This window comes from Streptomyces sp. NPDC001890 (assembly GCF_042891445.1).
GTDB lineage: Bacteria > Actinomycetota > Actinomycetes > Streptomycetales > Streptomycetaceae > Streptomyces.
Genome location: NZ_JBIATE010000001.1, coordinates 640713 through 655100, shown reverse-complemented (window position 1 = coordinate 655100; position 14388 = coordinate 640713). Strand labels below are relative to the sequence as shown.

The window sequence follows — 14388 nt, the reverse complement described above, 5'->3', positions numbered from 1 at the left end:
GCGTGCGCCCGGTGTCAGGACGATCTTGCCTCGCCGGCCGCCCGGGGCCCGTCGGCGGCTCGGAGGAAGTGGCGGAGGATCTCCTCTCCCGCCGCCACCCCTCGCTCGGCCGTCACCTCGGTGTGCGGAGCGCTCCAGCCGGTGTCGGCCAGTTCGCCGTGGGCCGGGCGCCAGGCGCGGTCGGCGGCGAGGAGCAGGTCGGCGTCCAGGAGGCTGTCGCCGGCGGCGAGGGTGAGCGTGGCGCCGGTGCGTCGGGCCACCTCGGTCATGGCGGCGCTCTTGGTGAGCGGGCCCGGAACGGCGTAGATCTTGCGGCCCTGGAGGGAGACCGTCCAGCCGCGCGTCAGCGCCCACTCCCCCAACTCCTTGACCCAGTCCTCGGGCAGCAGCGGGCGTTCCACCACGAGATAGGCGAAGAGGTCCTCGGCTACCCGTTCCTTCAGCAGCCAGGCGGGGTCGGCCGCGGCCAGGAGGTGGGCGCGGACCTCGGCGAGCGGCGCGGATTCCTCGGCGAGCCTGCGGGCCACCTGCTGCTGCCAGTCGGGGTCGGACTCGCCGTCGACGAGGAGGTGTCCGCCGTTGGCGCAGATCGCGAACCGGGGTGCGGGGCCGGGCAGGTGGATGCGTCCGTACTGCTCGCGGGTGCGGGTGGTGGTCGGGACGAAGACCGTGGTGCGGGCCAGTTCGTCCAGCAGGGCCGCGGCCGTCTCCGTCAGGTAGGAGAGCGGCTTGTGGTCGTACACCTCCACGCAGTGCAGCCGGGGGGCCTCGGCGTCCGGCATGGCGAGCTGGAGCGCTGCCGTGGAATAGATCAGGGTGCGGTCGAGGTCGCTGGCGACGAGCGTCACGGGGGCGCCGGCATCGGCGGTCGCCGGGGGCGGGGGTGCGGGGGTGGTCACTTGGACTCCACCGCCTTGCCGTCGGCGCCCGTCGCGCCCCTGGTGTACTTCGGGTGGATCAGGCCGACGCAGCTGTACGGGAGTCCGTCGACCTCCTCCACCGGTACGCCCCGCTGCTCGGCCAGCAGACGGATGTGATCGAGGTCCGCTCCCGCCCCTCGCTTCGCGAGGATCTTCCACGGGACGCGGCGCAGCAGTACGCGGGTCGTCTCGCCGACGCCCGGCTTGACGAGGTTCACGTCGTGGATGCCGTACTCCTCGCTGATGCGCTCCACCGCGGCCCAGCCCTCCCAGGTGGGCGCGCGATCGGCCGCGAGCAGCTCCTTGACCTCGGCGTCCACGGCGTCGACGACCTCGTCGAAGTGCGCGGCGACGGTGTCGAGGAAGTGGCCGGACACATCGGTGTCCGCGAGCTCCCGGTAGAACTTCGCACCGTGGAAGTCCTCGGGGCCGACCAGGTCGGCGCGCAGGACGGTCCGCGAGATCAGCCCGGAGACGGTGGAGTTGAGGCAGGCGGACGGGATGAGGAAGTCCTCGCGGGTGCCGTAGGTACGGACGCAGCCGCCCGGGTCGGCCAGTACCGCGATCTCGGGGTCGAATCCGTCGAACCCGTCGAGCGCAGCGGACAGTTCGCGGGTGATCGCGCCCTTGCCGGTCCAGCCGTCGACGAAGACGACGTCCGCCGGGTCGTGGTGGGCGGCCAGCCAGCGCAGGGCGTTGGCGTCGATGCCGCGGCCCCGCACGATGGAGACGGCGTAGTGCGGCAGGTCGATGCCGTGCCGGTGCCCGGCCCAGCGGCGCATCAGTACGCCGACGGGCGTGCCGGCCCTGGCGAGCGAGACCAGGACCGGGCGGGGGCCGCGCTCGGCGAGGACCGTCTCGGTGACGGTGCCGACGGCGCGGGCGACCCGGGCGGCCGACAGCTCCAGCGCCGCATTGAACAGCTCCTGGTACGCGGCGGACGGCTGGTACTCGACGGGCAGCGACTCGGCGTAGTGGGCGCCGCCGCTCTGTATCGCCTCCTCGCGCTCCTCGGTGGGCGCCTCCAGCTCGGTGTCCGAGAGGTCCTGGAGCAGCCAGCCGACCTCGTCGGGCGCGTAGGAGGAGAAGGCGGGGCCGCGGAGGGGCTCGGACAGCATGGGGGGTTCCTGCCGTTCGGGGGCGCGCGGGTGGGGGCGCGACGGTACGTACGTGGGGACGACCGCGAGCAGGACGTGGTCGGTGTGCGCGGCGAGCTGCGCCAGCAGGCCGTCGGGGGCGTGGAGTTCGGGGGTGTCGGCGGCGGAGTCGACGGCGAGCACCACGGCGTCGAAACCGGCGCCCGCGACGTTGTACGCGTACCGGTCGCCGGGGCCGTCGGCCGGGTTGTCGTGGGCGGGGAAGACCAGCCGGGTCCGTATCGCGTAGCCCGGGTCGTCCACGGCGAGGACCGGGGAACGCGTGGTGGTGGAGTAGCGCACCTCGGCGTCGGTGTGGTCCTCCAGGGCCGTGCCCAGCCGCAGGGGCGCGTACATCAGCTCCTCGAAGCCGAGGACCAGTACGCGGCGGGCGTCGCCCAGGGCTCCGGCTATGCGGGCGGCCATGGCGGGGAGGGCGGGTTCCAGGACGGCCCGGTGGGCGGGGGTGAAGCCGTGCCGTCCGCCGTCGGGCACTCCGGCGGGCCATCGGAGGTCCACCCGGGTGCAGGGCCTGGAGCCGGGGGCCGTGGGGGCGTCGGGGCGGGCAGGACCGGCGGGACTGTCGGAACCGGCGGGGCCGGCAGGGGCGTCGGGACCGGCCGCTTCGTGCGCCGCGGCACCCGCGGGCTCCGGCTCGTGCGCGGCGACCAGTGCCTGGCCCTTCGCCAGCACGCCCTCCGGGAGGGTGACCGTGCCCGAGCCGCGCGCCACCAGGTCGACGCGGGCGCCGATCTCCGCGGCGAACCCGGCCAGCCGTCCCCGGTCGGCCGGCGACCTCATGTCCACCAGGGCGACGATGACGTAGCGGCTCCGTGGATACCGCTCGTGCAGGGCGCGGATGGTGTTGAGCACGGTGTTGCCCGTGGAGAACTCGTCGTCCACCAGCACCAGCGGCGCGTCCGTGCCCGTGTTCTCCGCGCCCTTTGGACCCGCCGGGCCGCGGTCGCCCGCCAGCAGTGCCGGGTCCTCCGGGAGCAGCAGGTGCGAGGTGGCGTGCGAGTGGGACTCCTCGAAGCCGCCCGCCCGTGCCACGCCTTCGACGGGGCGGCGGGTCGAGTGGAGGTACGGTGCCACGCCCAGCCCGTCGGCGACCGCGTGCCCGAGGCCGGTGGCCGTCTCCGCGTAACCGAGCACGACGGCCCGGCGCGCCTCGGCGTCACCGAGGAGTTCGCGCACCCGCCGGCCGAGCTCGAATCCGGTGCCGTAGACCACGGAGGGCTTCTGCGGCACGTGCTTGCCGAGCACGTTCGACACGAGGAGGTGGGCCCGCTTGGGGTTGCGGCGCAGGGCGAGGCCCAGCAGCTCCTTGAGCTCTCCGTCGCCGTCGGGCCTCCCGTCGCCGACGAGCTCGACGCCCAGTCGCTCCGCCACCCAGCTGCCCGACCACACCACGTCCGCCGTCTCCTTCTCCTTGGCCGTCCTTGTCACGCCTGCCGCCCTTGTCACGCCTGCCGTCCTTGCCGACGGCTCTTTCGCCGTGCTCGCCGGGTGCCCGCTCGCTCCGGGAGCCCCGCTCACTCCGCGAGGCCCGCGGCCAGCAGTTCCACGAAGCCGACGTCCTGCCCGGCCACGCCGAAGACATCGGCCCGCAGCAGGGTCCGCTCGGCCCAGGCCCGGTGCGGCTTCACCTCGTTCATCTTGTTCGTGTACGCGGAGCGCATGACTCCACCGCCGCCGCGCTCCGGCCGCAGGATGTCCTTCGCGTCGCTGTACTCCTCGTGGCTGACCACGGACAGCGCGTGCACGGGCGCGACGTGCGAGGGGTGGATGCAGGTCTTGCCGAGCAGGCCGTTGGCCCGGTCGAGCTCGATCTCGCGCAGCAGCCCGTCCAGGTCGTGCTCGATCAGTGCCGTGCGCAGTTCCTCGGCCCGGCCCTCCAGGAAGGGGCTGCGGCGCAGCTGGGGCTTGAACATGCGTTCCTGGAGCCGGAAGTACTCCCACACCGGCCCGGTGATCGTGAAGCCGGTGCCGTCCGCGCGGCCCAGCACATTGACCACATCGGCGATGACGGCGCCGACGATCTGGACGTCGTACGCCGTCATGTCGGGGGCCCTGCGCAGTCCGTACGCCGAGCAGAAGTCGGTGACGCCGAGCCGCAGCGCGAGCACCCGGTCGCGGTATTTGTCGACGGTGCGGGCTATTCCCTGGAGAGTTTCGCTCCGGGTCTCCAGATGCAGCAGCTCGGGCGATTCGAGAACGGGCATCGCGAACAGGCGCCGCCCGCATGCCCTTTCGGCATTGGCGAGCGCTTCCATGAAAGGCACGCCACGCTCTTCGGTGAACTTCGGAAGTACAAAACCAGACAACATGCGGACGGTGTCACCGAGGCGGTGCACCAGGTCGCCTATCTGGCGCGGCTCGCGGACCCGGATGAAGAGCAGCGGCACCTCGACGCTGCTCGCATCGAGATCGGCGAACTGTCTGACCAGGTTCTCCTCGGCACCGGCGACCTCGGAGTCGTCGATGGAATCCTCCAGGCACAGCACCATCGAGACGACGCCGCGCCCGGCCTGCTTGACGATGTCGTCAGCGAGTCTGGGGCGGGTGGCAGGGCTGTACAGGGTCGCTCCCAGGGCGGCCGACAGCACCCGGGCCGACGAATCCGGACCGAACTCGCACGGCTCCTGGAAGAACAGACCCTCCCTCGTGGCGGGCGCAATATGCCCGAAATGACGCATGTAACTCCCCCGAACTGACCGACCGGCCGGAAAACGCATGGCCGGTAATAGTACGTATGGACGGGTGTCAACAGTTCCCCACGTGCATGAATTCCGGGTAACTCGTCCATTTCCCGACGGTTCGCAGCGCCTCGGACCGTGCGCTTCCGGCGCACCTCGCAGACATCGGGTACGACCCCGCGTTGTCCGCGCGGGCAGCCAGCAGGCAGGATGACGGGCATGACGCACGCGATGGTGAAAGGCTCGAACGTCCCTCTGGACGCCATGGCCGTACGGGCCGTGCTGTGCTGGACCCCGGGCGCCGGAGTTCCTGACGTGGACGCCTCGGCCCTGCTGCTCGGAGCCGGTGGCCGCGTGCGCTCGGACGAGGACTTCGTCTTCTACAACCAGCCCCGCCACCCCTCCGGCCTGGTACGACGGCTGCCCAAGCGCAGCCTCCCCGAGGGACTCACGGACACCATCGAGGCCGACCTGGGCGGGCTGGACGCCTCGGTCGAGCAGGTGGTCGTCGCCGCGTCCTCCGACGGCGCCGCATTCGCTCAGGTGAGCGATCTGCGCATCCTGCTGTACGACTCGGCGGCGGCCGGCGGCGATCCGCTCGCGGTCTTCGACGTGCGGCCGGAGACCGGCGAGGAGACGGCGATCATCTGCGGCGAGCTCTACCGGCGCGGCGATGGCTGGAAATTCCGGGCCGTGGGGCAGGGCTATCCGACCGGTCTGGTCGGTCTGGCGACGGCCTTCGGCATCTCGGTCGACGAGACGGCGGCCGAACCGGCCCCGTCGCACGCGGCGGCCCCCTCGCCCGCGCCGGTGACAACGCCCGGGTTCCCGCCCGCACCGCAGTTCCCCCCGGCGGCGGCGCCCGACCCCGACGCACAGGCCACGGTCCAGCACCAGCAGCCCGCGTACGGCTACCCGCAGCCCGCGGCGGCCCAACCCGCTCCCCAGCCCGCGTACGGGTACCCGCAGCCCGCCGCCCGGCCGGCCCACGGCTATCCGCAGCCGGCCGCCGCCGCGGCACCCGCCCCGGACCCGAATTTCGTGCTGCCGCCGCAGGGACCGCAGTTCGTACGGTCCTGAGGCGGAATCGAAACAGGCGGGACGGAACAGGCAGGACGGAACAGGCAGGACGGAACGGGCGGGCCGGGGCAGGAGAGGCAGAAACGGGAGAGGCGGAACAGGAGCAAGCGGGGAGCGGAAGCAGGGGCCGGTCCGCTCAGGTCCGGGACTTGTAGCCGCGCCCCCATTGCATGCCGAAACCGTACAGCCGGTCCAGCTCCGACTGGAATCCGTAGACGAACCTCACCTCGCGCCGCACGATCAGCTCGTCCTTGATGTTCTCCAGCGTGAACACGGCGCAGGAGCGGGCCTCGGGGGCGTGCTCGTCGAGCTCGATCTCGATCCGCGGGCCGTTGCCCGGGTAGAGCGTCACCTTGGCGTGCGTACGGTCGAAGGCCGGTGTCTGGTCGTAGATGTAGACGAAGAACAGCAGCCGTTTGATCTGGTCGCGCTGGTCGAGATTGACGTAGACGGTCTCCCCCGACGGCGCCCCGAAGCGGTCGTCCCCGCTGAGCCGGATGTACGGCGGCCCGTTCAGATCGCCCATGAAGTTGCCCAGCGGCTGGACCACACCCTTGGTGCCGTCCTTCAGCTCGTACATGCAGCCCAGGTCCAGGTCGACGTTGACCATGCCCTGGGTGTGTGCCTGGACCACATCGGGCTTGAAGAGCTTCATCGGCCGCAGCAGCCGGCCGCTCTGCCGCGACCGGCCCATGATGTCCGACGTACGCATCTGCCAGGAGAGGTTGACCCGCAGATTGCCGGTCAGCGCCCCCTGTTTGGTGAGCGAGACCGTGGCGTGCCGCCGGGACAGCACGATGGAGCTGGTCGCCGCGCTGCCCGACTCGAACTGTGCCTCCCGCCGCGGCCACAGGCCGTCCCAGAACGCCATCCCCAACCCCCATGCATCTCGGTAGAAAAGTGCCCCGGTCCCGTGGCCGCCCCGTGCCTCGCCGGGGACGCCCGCAGCACTGCGGGGCGGCCGCGGGGCCGGGTCCGGATGTCTCCGGAGAACCGTTGCCTCACGGACCGCCCCGCAGAAGAGCGTTCCTCAATCCCTACCGGGTCACACCCCGGACGGGACTTCCGCCTTGGAACCCTCGCCGTCGCCGCCTTCGGCCTCCAGCGCCTTGTTGCGCCGGACCGAGGACCAGAAGGACCAGGCGATCAGCACGACGCCGGTCAGGCCGGTGATGAGCTCGTTGATCTGGTACTGGATGGTGACGAGCAGGAGCACGGCCAGCGCGCCGATGGCGTAGTGGGCGCCGTGCTCCAGGTAGACGTAGTCGTCGAGCGTGCCCTGACGGACCAGGTAGACCGTGAGCGAACGGACGTACATGGCACCGATACCGAGGCCGAGGGCCATCAGCACGATCTCGTTGGTGACGGCGAAGGCGCCGATGACACCGTCGAACGAGAAGGACGCGTCGAGCACTTCCAGGTAGAGGAACATGAAGAACGCGGCCTTGCCGGCGAGCACCACGGAGGAAACCTTCTTGCCGCTCCGCTTGGCCTCTTCCTCGGCCTCGTGCTCGCGCTCTTCCTCCTCCTCCAGCTTGTTCTCGAAGAAGCCGGAGAGGCCGCCGACGATGAGGTAGGTGATCAGACCGGCGATACCGGCGAGCAGGACCGTCTCCGCCTTGTCCGCGTGACCGCCGCCGTGCTGGTGCGCGTGGGTCGCGACGGTCATGGAGGCGACCAGCAGCACGATCAGCGCGATGCAGACCGACAGCATGTCGACCTTGCCGAGCTTGGCGAGCGGACGCTCGATCCAGCGCAGCCACTGGATGTCACGGTCCTCGAAGATGAAGTCGAGGAAGATCATCAGCAGGAACATGCCACCGAACGCGGCGATCGCCGGGTGGGCGTCGGTGACGAGTTCCTGGTAGCGCTCGGGCTGGTTGAAGGAAAGGTCGATCGCCTCGATCGGACCCATCTTGGCGGTGATGGCCACGATCACGACGGGGAACACCAGCCGCATACCGAAGACCGCGATGAGCACACCGATCGTGAGGAAGATCTTCTGCCAGAAGGCATTCATCTTCTTCAGGATTCCGGCGTTGACCACCGCATTGTCGAAGGACAGCGAGATCTCCAGGACGGAAAGAATCGCGACGACCCCGAAGGCTTCCCACCCCCCGTAGATCCAAGCTGCGACAAGGCCGAGCGCGGTAACCGCGAACGACCAGCCGAAGGTTTTCAAAAGCACTGGCTACCCCATCGTGTTATGTAACGGGTCTCCCCTGAGATGTACGGGGCTCCCCCGCGCCGTGCGCGGCTTTACGAAACGTTGACCCCGAAGTCTAGAGCGATACCGCGCAGCCCGGACGCGTACCCCTGTCCCACTGCGCGGAACTTCCACTCGCCGTTGTACCTGTAGAGCTCGCCGAAGATCATCGCGGTTTCCGTCGAGGCGTCCTCGCTGAGGTCGTAACGCGCGAGTTCCTGGCCGTCCGCCTGGTTCACCACGCGGATGAACGCATTGCTGACCTGACCGAAGGTCTGGCCCCTGTTGTCGGCCTCATGGATCGAGACCGGGAAAACGATCTTGTCGCAGTGCGCCGGTACCTGGGTGAGATTCACGATGACCGATTCGTCGTCGCCGTCGCCCTCACCCGTGAGGTTGTCACCGGTGTGCTCGACGGAGCCGTCGGGGCTCGTGAGGTTGTTGTAGAACACGAACCATTCGTCGCCGAGTACCCGGCCCGACTGGCACAGCAGCGCGCTGGCGTCGAGGTCGAAGTCGGCGCCCGTGGTGGATCGTGCGTCCCAGCCGAGACCGACCAGCACCTGGGTGAGGTTGGGTGCGGCCTTGGAGAGGGAGACATTGCCTCCCTTGGCGAGCGTGACGCCCATGGTGTGTGTCCTCCCCGAGTCGATGAACCGTCTGCCGGGCCCGTCGGGCCGTCCGGGCCCCCGAGCCGTCTGTCGAGCGCGTCCGGCGCCGCACGAGGGTGCGGCGCCGGACGGGGCACTGCTTGGGCGTGACCCGGGCCGCGCCTCGGCGGCCCGGCCCGGTCGCGCTTTCTCAGACGTTGACGCCGAAGTCCTGCGCGATGCCGCGCAGCCCCGAGGCGTACCCCTGACCGATGGCGCGGAACTTCCACTCCGCCCCGTTGCGGTACAGCTCGCCGAAGACCATGGCGGTCTCCGTCGAGGCGTCCTCGCTCAGGTCGTAGCGGGCCAGCTCGCTGTTGTCGGCCTGGTTGACCACGCGGATGTACGCGTTGCGCACCTGGCCGAAGCTCTGCTGCCGGGTCTCGGCCTCGTAGATCGAGACCGGGAAGACGATCTTGTCGACGTCGGCCGGGACACCGGCCAGGTTCACCTTGATGACCTCGTCGTCGCCCTCGCCCTCACCGGTGAGGTTGTCACCGGTGTGCTCGACGGAGCCGTCGGGGCTCTTGAGGTTGTTGAAGAAGACGAAATTCCCGTCGCTGCCGACCTTGCCCTCGGCGTTCGTCAGCAGGGCGCTGGCGTCGAGGTCGAAGTCACCACCGGTGGTGGTGCGGGCGTCCCAGCCGAGACCGACGACGACCGCCGTCAGGTTGGGCGCGGCCTTGGTCAGCGAGACGTTGCCGCCCTTGCTGAGGCTGACTCCCACGAGTCCTCCCATTGGTTTCCTTGGGGGCCGGCAGGCGCCGGCGCCTCCACTTGCGTTGGCATCCGATCAACGACTGGATCCTAGTGACCGGTTCCCGGCGAAGCAGGGCTTTTCACCAGGTCGCGTGCGGATCCGCCGGTGCCGGATCAGAGCGCGCCGAGCGCCTTGACGTAGTCGTTGAGGTCGCGGGCGTCGGGCAGACCGTTGACGACGGTCCAGCGCACCACGCCCTCCTTGTCGATGATGAAGGTGCCGCGCACCGCGCAGCCCTTCTCCTCGTCGAAGACGCCGTAGGCCCGCGAGGTCTCGCCGTGCGGCCAGAAGTCCGAGACCAGCGGGTATTCGAGGCCCTCCTGCTCGGCGAAGACGCGCAGGGTGTGGATGGAGTCGTTGGAGACGGCGAGCAGCTGCGTGTCGTCGTTCTCGAACTTCGGCAGCTCGTCGCGGAGCGCGCAGAGCTCACCCGTGCAGACGCCCGTGAAGGCGAACGGGTAGAACAGCAGCACCACGTTCTTCTCGCCGCGGAAGTCGGAGAGCTTCACGGTCCGGCCGTGGTTGTCCTTCAGCTCGAAATCCGGGGCCTTGGTGCCGACCTCGATCGCCATGAGAAGCGTCCCTTCGCTACGTACACCGGGCTGGGCTGTCCGGGTGGCTCCCACCCTACGCAGATCCCGCGGCGGGCCACGCGGCGCCCGCACGGGGCACCACCGGCCCCGGTCGCGCGGGCGCGGGGCAGCGTCGGCCCCGGTCGCACGAAGGCCCCCGGCGGCTCGGTGCCGTCGGGGGCCTTCAGGGCGAATGCGTGGCGGGCGTGGTTCAGCGCTTGGCCTTGGCCGCCTTCGGCGTGACCAGGCGGCTGCCCGTCCAGTCCTTGCCCGCGCTGATGCTCTTGGTCTGGGAGAGACCGGCCGTCTGTGCGGCCTCGTTGATGTCGCTCGGTTCGACGTACCCATCACGGCCGGTCTTCGGCGTCATCAGCCAGACCGTACCGCCGTCCTCGATCAGACCAATGGCATCCACCAGCGCGTCCGTAAGGTCGCCGTCCTCGTCGCGGAACCACAGCAGGACGACGTCTGCGACGTCGTCGTAGTCCTCATCGACGAGATCCTGGCCGATTGCGGCTTCAATGCCCTCACGGAGCTCCAGCTCGACGTCGTCGTCGTAGCCGATCTCCTGGACCACCTGTCCGGGCTCGAACCCCAGGCGTGCTGCCGGGTTGGTCCGCTCCTCCGCGTGGTCCGCGGTCGCGCTCACGGGTTGCCTCCTGATCATGTTTCGGAAAATGCTTGAGCCACGCGCGTGCGCGGGGCGTTGGCCGTAGTCCACACGGGAGCGGCGGATCGCGCAAGTACCCGGCGTGCGAGACCGCCTAAACGGTGACGTTCCCTGCCACGTCGCCGCACTGTCGGCAGATCCCCTCCGGGGCCCGGCGCTACCGTCCACACCCTTTACGTCCTTCCACAGCTTATGCCGTTTCGATGCACCATTCGGAGTCGAACATCCTTTGGGAACGCTTGGACGGCTTGGGCGTATGGTTGCGGTTTGGTCCGACCCGTCCCCGCACTCCGGTCGCGATGTCCCGCAACACGGCGGTTACCCCGCGGTAGAGATGACGTTTGCGCCCTCGCGGTACACGATGGTGTTGGCGTACTTGCATACATCCCGGGGGCATGTTCTCCCTCGATCAGGCCCCGTAGAGCACCACCGAACAGCGAAGGAACAGCGTGGCTTCCGGATCCGATCGCAACCCGATCATCATTGGCGGCCTGCCGAGCCAGGTCCCGGACTTCGATCCCGAAGAGACCCAGGAATGGCTCGACTCGCTCGATGCCGCGGTCGACGAGCGAGGCCGTGAGCGGGCCCGTTACCTGATGCTCCGGCTCATCGAGCGTGCGCGCGAGAAGCGCGTCGCCGTGCCGGAGATGCGCAGTACGGACTATGTGAACACGATCGCCACGAAGGACGAGCCCTTCTTCCCCGGCGACGAGGAGATCGAGCGCAAGGTCCTCAACGCGACCCGCTGGAACGCGGCCGTGATGGTGTCGCGCGCCCAGCGTCCGGGGATCGGCGTCGGCGGCCACATCGCCACCTTCGCCTCCTCCGCCTCGCTGTACGACGTGGGCTTCAACCACTTCTTCCGGGGCAAGGACGACGGTCTGGGCGGCGACCAGATCTTCTTCCAGGGGCACGCGTCCCCGGGCATCTACGCCCGCGCCTACCTGCTCGACCGGCTGAGCGAGGCCCAGCTCGACGCCTTCCGCCAGGAGAAGTCGAAGGCGCCCAACGGCCTGTCCAGCTACCCGCACCCGCGGCTGATGCCGGACTTCTGGGAGTTCCCGACCGTCTCGATGGGCCTCGGCCCGCTCGGCGCGATCTACCAGGCCCGGATGAACCGCTACATGGAGGCGCGCGGCATCGCCGACACCTCCAAGTCCCATGTCTGGGCCTACCTGGGCGACGGCGAGATGGACGAGCCCGAGTCGCTCGGCCAGCTCTCCATCGCCGCCCGCGAGGGCCTGGACAACCTCACCTTCGTGGTCAACTGCAACCTGCAGCGGCTCGACGGCCCGGTGCGCGGCAACGGCAAGATCATCCAGGAGCTGGAGTCGCAGTTCCGCGGCGCCGGATGGAACGTCATCAAGCTGGTCTGGGACCGCTCCTGGGACCCGCTGCTCGCGCAGGACCGCACGGGCATCCTGGTGAACAAGCTGAACACCACGCCGGACGGCCAGTTCCAGACGTACGCCACCGAGTCGGGCGCGTACATCCGTGAGCACTTCTTCGGGGACGACCCGCGGCTGCGCGACATGGTCAAGGACATGACCGACGACCAGATCCTGCACCTGGGCCGCGGCGGTCACGACCACAGGAAGGTCTACGCGGCCTACGCGGCGGCCAAGGCCCACAAGGGCCAGCCGACGGTGATCCTGGCGCAGACGGTCAAGGGCTGGACCCTGGGGCCGAACTTCGAGGGCCGCAACGCGACCCACCAGATGAAGAAGCTCACGGTCGAGGACCTCAAGCGGTTCCGCGACCGGCTGCACATCCCGATCACGGACAAGCAGCTGGAGGACGGCCTGCCGCCGTACTACCACCCGGGCCGTGACTCGGAGGAGATCCAGTACATGCACGACCGCCGCAAGGGTCTGGGCGGTTACGTCCCGACCCGGGTGGTGCGTGCGAAGCCGCTGGTCCTGCCCGAGGACAAGACGTACGCGACCGCGAAGAAGGGCTCGGGTCAGCAGTCGATCGCCACCACCATGGCGTTCGTCCGCATCTTGAAGGACCTCATGCGGGACAAGGAGATCGGCAAGCGTTTCGTGCTGATCGCGCCCGACGAGTACCGCACCTTCGGTATGGACGCCTTCTTCCCGAGCGCGAAGATCTACAACCCGCTGGGCCAGCAGTACGAGGCGGTGGACCGCGATCTGCTGCTCGCGTACAAGGAGTCGCCGACCGGTCAGATGCTGCACGACGGCATCTCGGAGGCCGGCTGCACGGCCTCGCTGATCGCCGCCGGCTCGGCGTACGCCACGCACGGCGAGCCGCTGATCCCGGTGTACGTCTTCTACTCGATGTTCGGTTTCCAGCGCACCGGTGACCAGTTCTGGCAGATGGCCGACCAGCTCGCGCGTGGCTTCGTGCTGGGCGCGACCGCCGGCCGTACGACGTTGACCGGTGAGGGTCTCCAGCACGCGGACGGCCACTCGCAGCTGCTCGCCTCCACCAACCCGGGCTGTGTCGCGTACGACCCGGCGTTCGGGTACGAGATCGCGCACATCGTCAAGGACGGTCTGCGGCGGATGTACGGCGAGAACAGTGAGGATGTCTTCTACTACCTCACCGTCTACAACGAGCCGATCCAGCACCCGGCCGAGCCGGAGAACGTGGACGTCGAGGGCATCCTCAAGGGCGTCTACCGCTTCAGGGCCGCCGACCGGGGCGAGATCCCGGCCCAGATCATGGCGTCCGGTGTGGCGGTCCCGTGGGCGGTCGAGGCGCAGCGGATCCTCGCCGACGAGTGGAACGTCCGGGCGGACGTCTGGTCGGCGACCTCCTGGAACGAGCTGCGCCGCGAGGCCGTGGACGTGGAGCGGTACAACCTCCTGCACCCGGAGGAGGAGCAGCGCGTCCCGTACGTCACGCGGAAGCTCTCGGGCTCCGAGGGTCCGTTCGTGGCGGTCTCGGACTGGATGCGTTCGGTGCCGGACCAGATCGCGCGCTGGGTGCCCGGTGCGTACCAGTCGCTGGGTGCGGACGGCTTCGGGTTCGCCGACACCCGTGGCGCGGCCCGCCGGTTCTTCCACATCGACGCGCAGTCGATCGTCCTGGCGGTGCTCACCGAGCTCGCGAAGGAGAACCGGATCGACCGTTCGCTGCTGAAGCAGGCCATCGACCGGTACGAGCTGCTCGATGTGACCGCGGCCGACCCGGGCGCGGCCGGCGGCGACGCGTAGGCACGACCGGACGGATCCGAAGGGCGGCGGGGCCGGGTGGCCCCGCCGCCCTTCGGCGTCAGTTCTCCCAGATCTTGAAGGCCCTGACCTGGTACGGGGACCGGGGCACCCAGGTGCCGCCGCCCGGGTAGGTCTCGAACTCTCCGGTCTCGGCGCATTCCGCCGACTGGTACGTGGTGACGGGGCGGCCGGTGCGGTTGGCGAGCGCCTGGACCTTGCTGCCCTTCGGCAGTGGGACGCAGCTCTCGATGTCGGTCGTGGACAGCTCGTGGGTCCGGCGGGTGCCGGTGAACTCCGGTTCGTCCCAGAGGCAGAGCTGACCGGCGGCGCAGGACCCGAGCGCGACGGGCGCGGAGTGGGCGTCGGTCTGCGGGATCAGCGCGGTGGCGGCCAGGGAAGCGGCGGCCAGGGTGGTGACCAGAACGGTCGTACGCATGGAAATCATCCCCCGTGGTGGTGCGGATCGGTCGTGCGGATCAGATGTCGGATCCGTGGTGCGGGTCCAGTGCGCGG

At 69.6% G+C, this 14388-nt stretch carries 12 protein-coding genes; 2 read left to right on the top strand and 10 right to left on the bottom strand.

The annotated features are described in order from the left end of the window. Positions 1-14 precede the first annotated feature (14 nt). From ACFYY1_RS02815 to ACFYY1_RS02805, 3 genes are all read right to left on the bottom strand, one after another. Complete coding sequence (locus ACFYY1_RS02815; RefSeq protein WP_388579911.1) at positions 15-899, bottom strand: HAD family hydrolase; 885 nt, start codon at positions 897-899, stop codon at positions 15-17. Then, positions 896-3523: a phosphoribosyltransferase gene (locus ACFYY1_RS02810; RefSeq protein WP_388579909.1), complete on the bottom strand. Its 2628-nt coding sequence runs from the start codon at positions 3521-3523 to the stop codon at positions 896-898. The genes ACFYY1_RS02815 and ACFYY1_RS02810 overlap by 4 nt, the downstream gene beginning before the upstream one ends. Before the next feature lie 68 nt (positions 3524-3591). Then, complete coding sequence (locus ACFYY1_RS02805; RefSeq protein ID WP_388579906.1) at positions 3592-4755, bottom strand: HpcH/HpaI aldolase/citrate lyase family protein; 1164 nt, start codon at positions 4753-4755, stop codon at positions 3592-3594. Between the two features lie 219 nt (positions 4756-4974). Here ACFYY1_RS02805 and ACFYY1_RS02800 point away from each other — a divergent pair, with 219 nt between their 5' ends. After that, positions 4975-5835 carry a TerD family protein gene (locus ACFYY1_RS02800; RefSeq protein ID WP_388579904.1) on the top strand — a complete coding sequence of 287 codons (861 nt, stop codon included), beginning with the start codon at positions 4975-4977 and terminating at the stop codon, positions 5833-5835. A 136-nt stretch (positions 5836-5971) separates the two neighbouring features. On the opposite strand, the gene ACFYY1_RS02795 is transcribed toward ACFYY1_RS02800, so the two are convergent. From ACFYY1_RS02795 to ACFYY1_RS02770, 6 genes are all read right to left on the bottom strand, one after another. Next, positions 5972-6706: a Tellurium resistance gene (locus tag ACFYY1_RS02795; RefSeq protein WP_388579902.1), complete on the bottom strand. Its 735-nt coding sequence runs from the start codon at positions 6704-6706 to the stop codon at positions 5972-5974. A gap of 174 nt (positions 6707-6880) precedes the next feature. Continuing rightward, positions 6881-8023: a DUF475 domain-containing protein gene (locus ACFYY1_RS02790; RefSeq protein WP_388579899.1), complete on the bottom strand. Its 1143-nt coding sequence runs from the start codon at positions 8021-8023 to the stop codon at positions 6881-6883. Positions 8024-8094: 71 nt separating this feature from the next. Further along, the gene (locus tag ACFYY1_RS02785; RefSeq protein WP_360861086.1) at positions 8095-8670 is read right to left on the bottom strand and encodes a TerD family protein; all 576 of its coding nucleotides are present in this window, start codon (positions 8668-8670) and stop codon (positions 8095-8097) included. Positions 8671-8842: 172 nt separating this feature from the next. Further along, complete coding sequence (locus tag ACFYY1_RS02780; protein WP_037696943.1) at positions 8843-9418, bottom strand: TerD family protein; 576 nt, start codon at positions 9416-9418, stop codon at positions 8843-8845. A gap of 146 nt (positions 9419-9564) precedes the next feature. Then, positions 9565-10023: a peroxiredoxin gene (locus ACFYY1_RS02775; protein WP_388579896.1), complete on the bottom strand. Its 459-nt coding sequence runs from the start codon at positions 10021-10023 to the stop codon at positions 9565-9567. 211 nt (positions 10024-10234) lie between these two features. Further along, complete coding sequence (locus ACFYY1_RS02770) at positions 10235-10672, bottom strand: DUF3052 domain-containing protein (protein WP_388579893.1); 438 nt, start codon at positions 10670-10672, stop codon at positions 10235-10237. A 470-nt stretch (positions 10673-11142) separates the two neighbouring features. On the opposite strand from ACFYY1_RS02770, the gene aceE reads away from it, so the two are divergent. Further along, entirely contained in the window at positions 11143-13875 is a 2733-nt protein-coding gene (gene aceE, locus ACFYY1_RS02765; RefSeq protein ID WP_388579891.1) for a pyruvate dehydrogenase (acetyl-transferring), homodimeric type, read from the top strand. A gap of 58 nt (positions 13876-13933) precedes the next feature. Here the strand turns inward: aceE and ACFYY1_RS02760 are convergent, their stop codons facing one another. Next, the gene (locus tag ACFYY1_RS02760) at positions 13934-14311 is read right to left on the bottom strand and encodes a peptidase inhibitor family I36 protein (protein WP_388579888.1); all 378 of its coding nucleotides are present in this window, start codon (positions 14309-14311) and stop codon (positions 13934-13936) included. Positions 14312-14388: the final 77 nt, after the last annotated feature.

What these genes read in the sequence shown, in the direction of transcription:
- ACFYY1_RS02775 (WP_388579896.1), bottom strand. Translation starts at nt 10,023, where the DNA reads ATGGCGATCGAGGTCGGCACCAAGGCCCCGGATTTCGAGCTGAAGGAC.
- ACFYY1_RS02795 (WP_388579902.1), bottom strand. Translation starts at nt 6,706, where the DNA reads ATGGCGTTCTGGGACGGCCTGTGGCCGCGGCGGGAGGCACAGTTCGAG.
- ACFYY1_RS02760 (WP_388579888.1), bottom strand. Translation starts at nt 14,311, where the DNA reads ATGCGTACGACCGTTCTGGTCACCACCCTGGCCGCCGCTTCCCTGGCC.
- ACFYY1_RS02785 (WP_360861086.1), bottom strand. Translation starts at nt 8,670, where the DNA reads ATGGGCGTCACGCTCGCCAAGGGAGGCAATGTCTCCCTCTCCAAGGCC.
- ACFYY1_RS02800 (WP_388579904.1), top strand. Translation starts at nt 4,975, where the DNA reads ATGACGCACGCGATGGTGAAAGGCTCGAACGTCCCTCTGGACGCCATG.
- ACFYY1_RS02805 (WP_388579906.1), bottom strand. Translation starts at nt 4,755, where the DNA reads ATGCGTCATTTCGGGCATATTGCGCCCGCCACGAGGGAGGGTCTGTTC.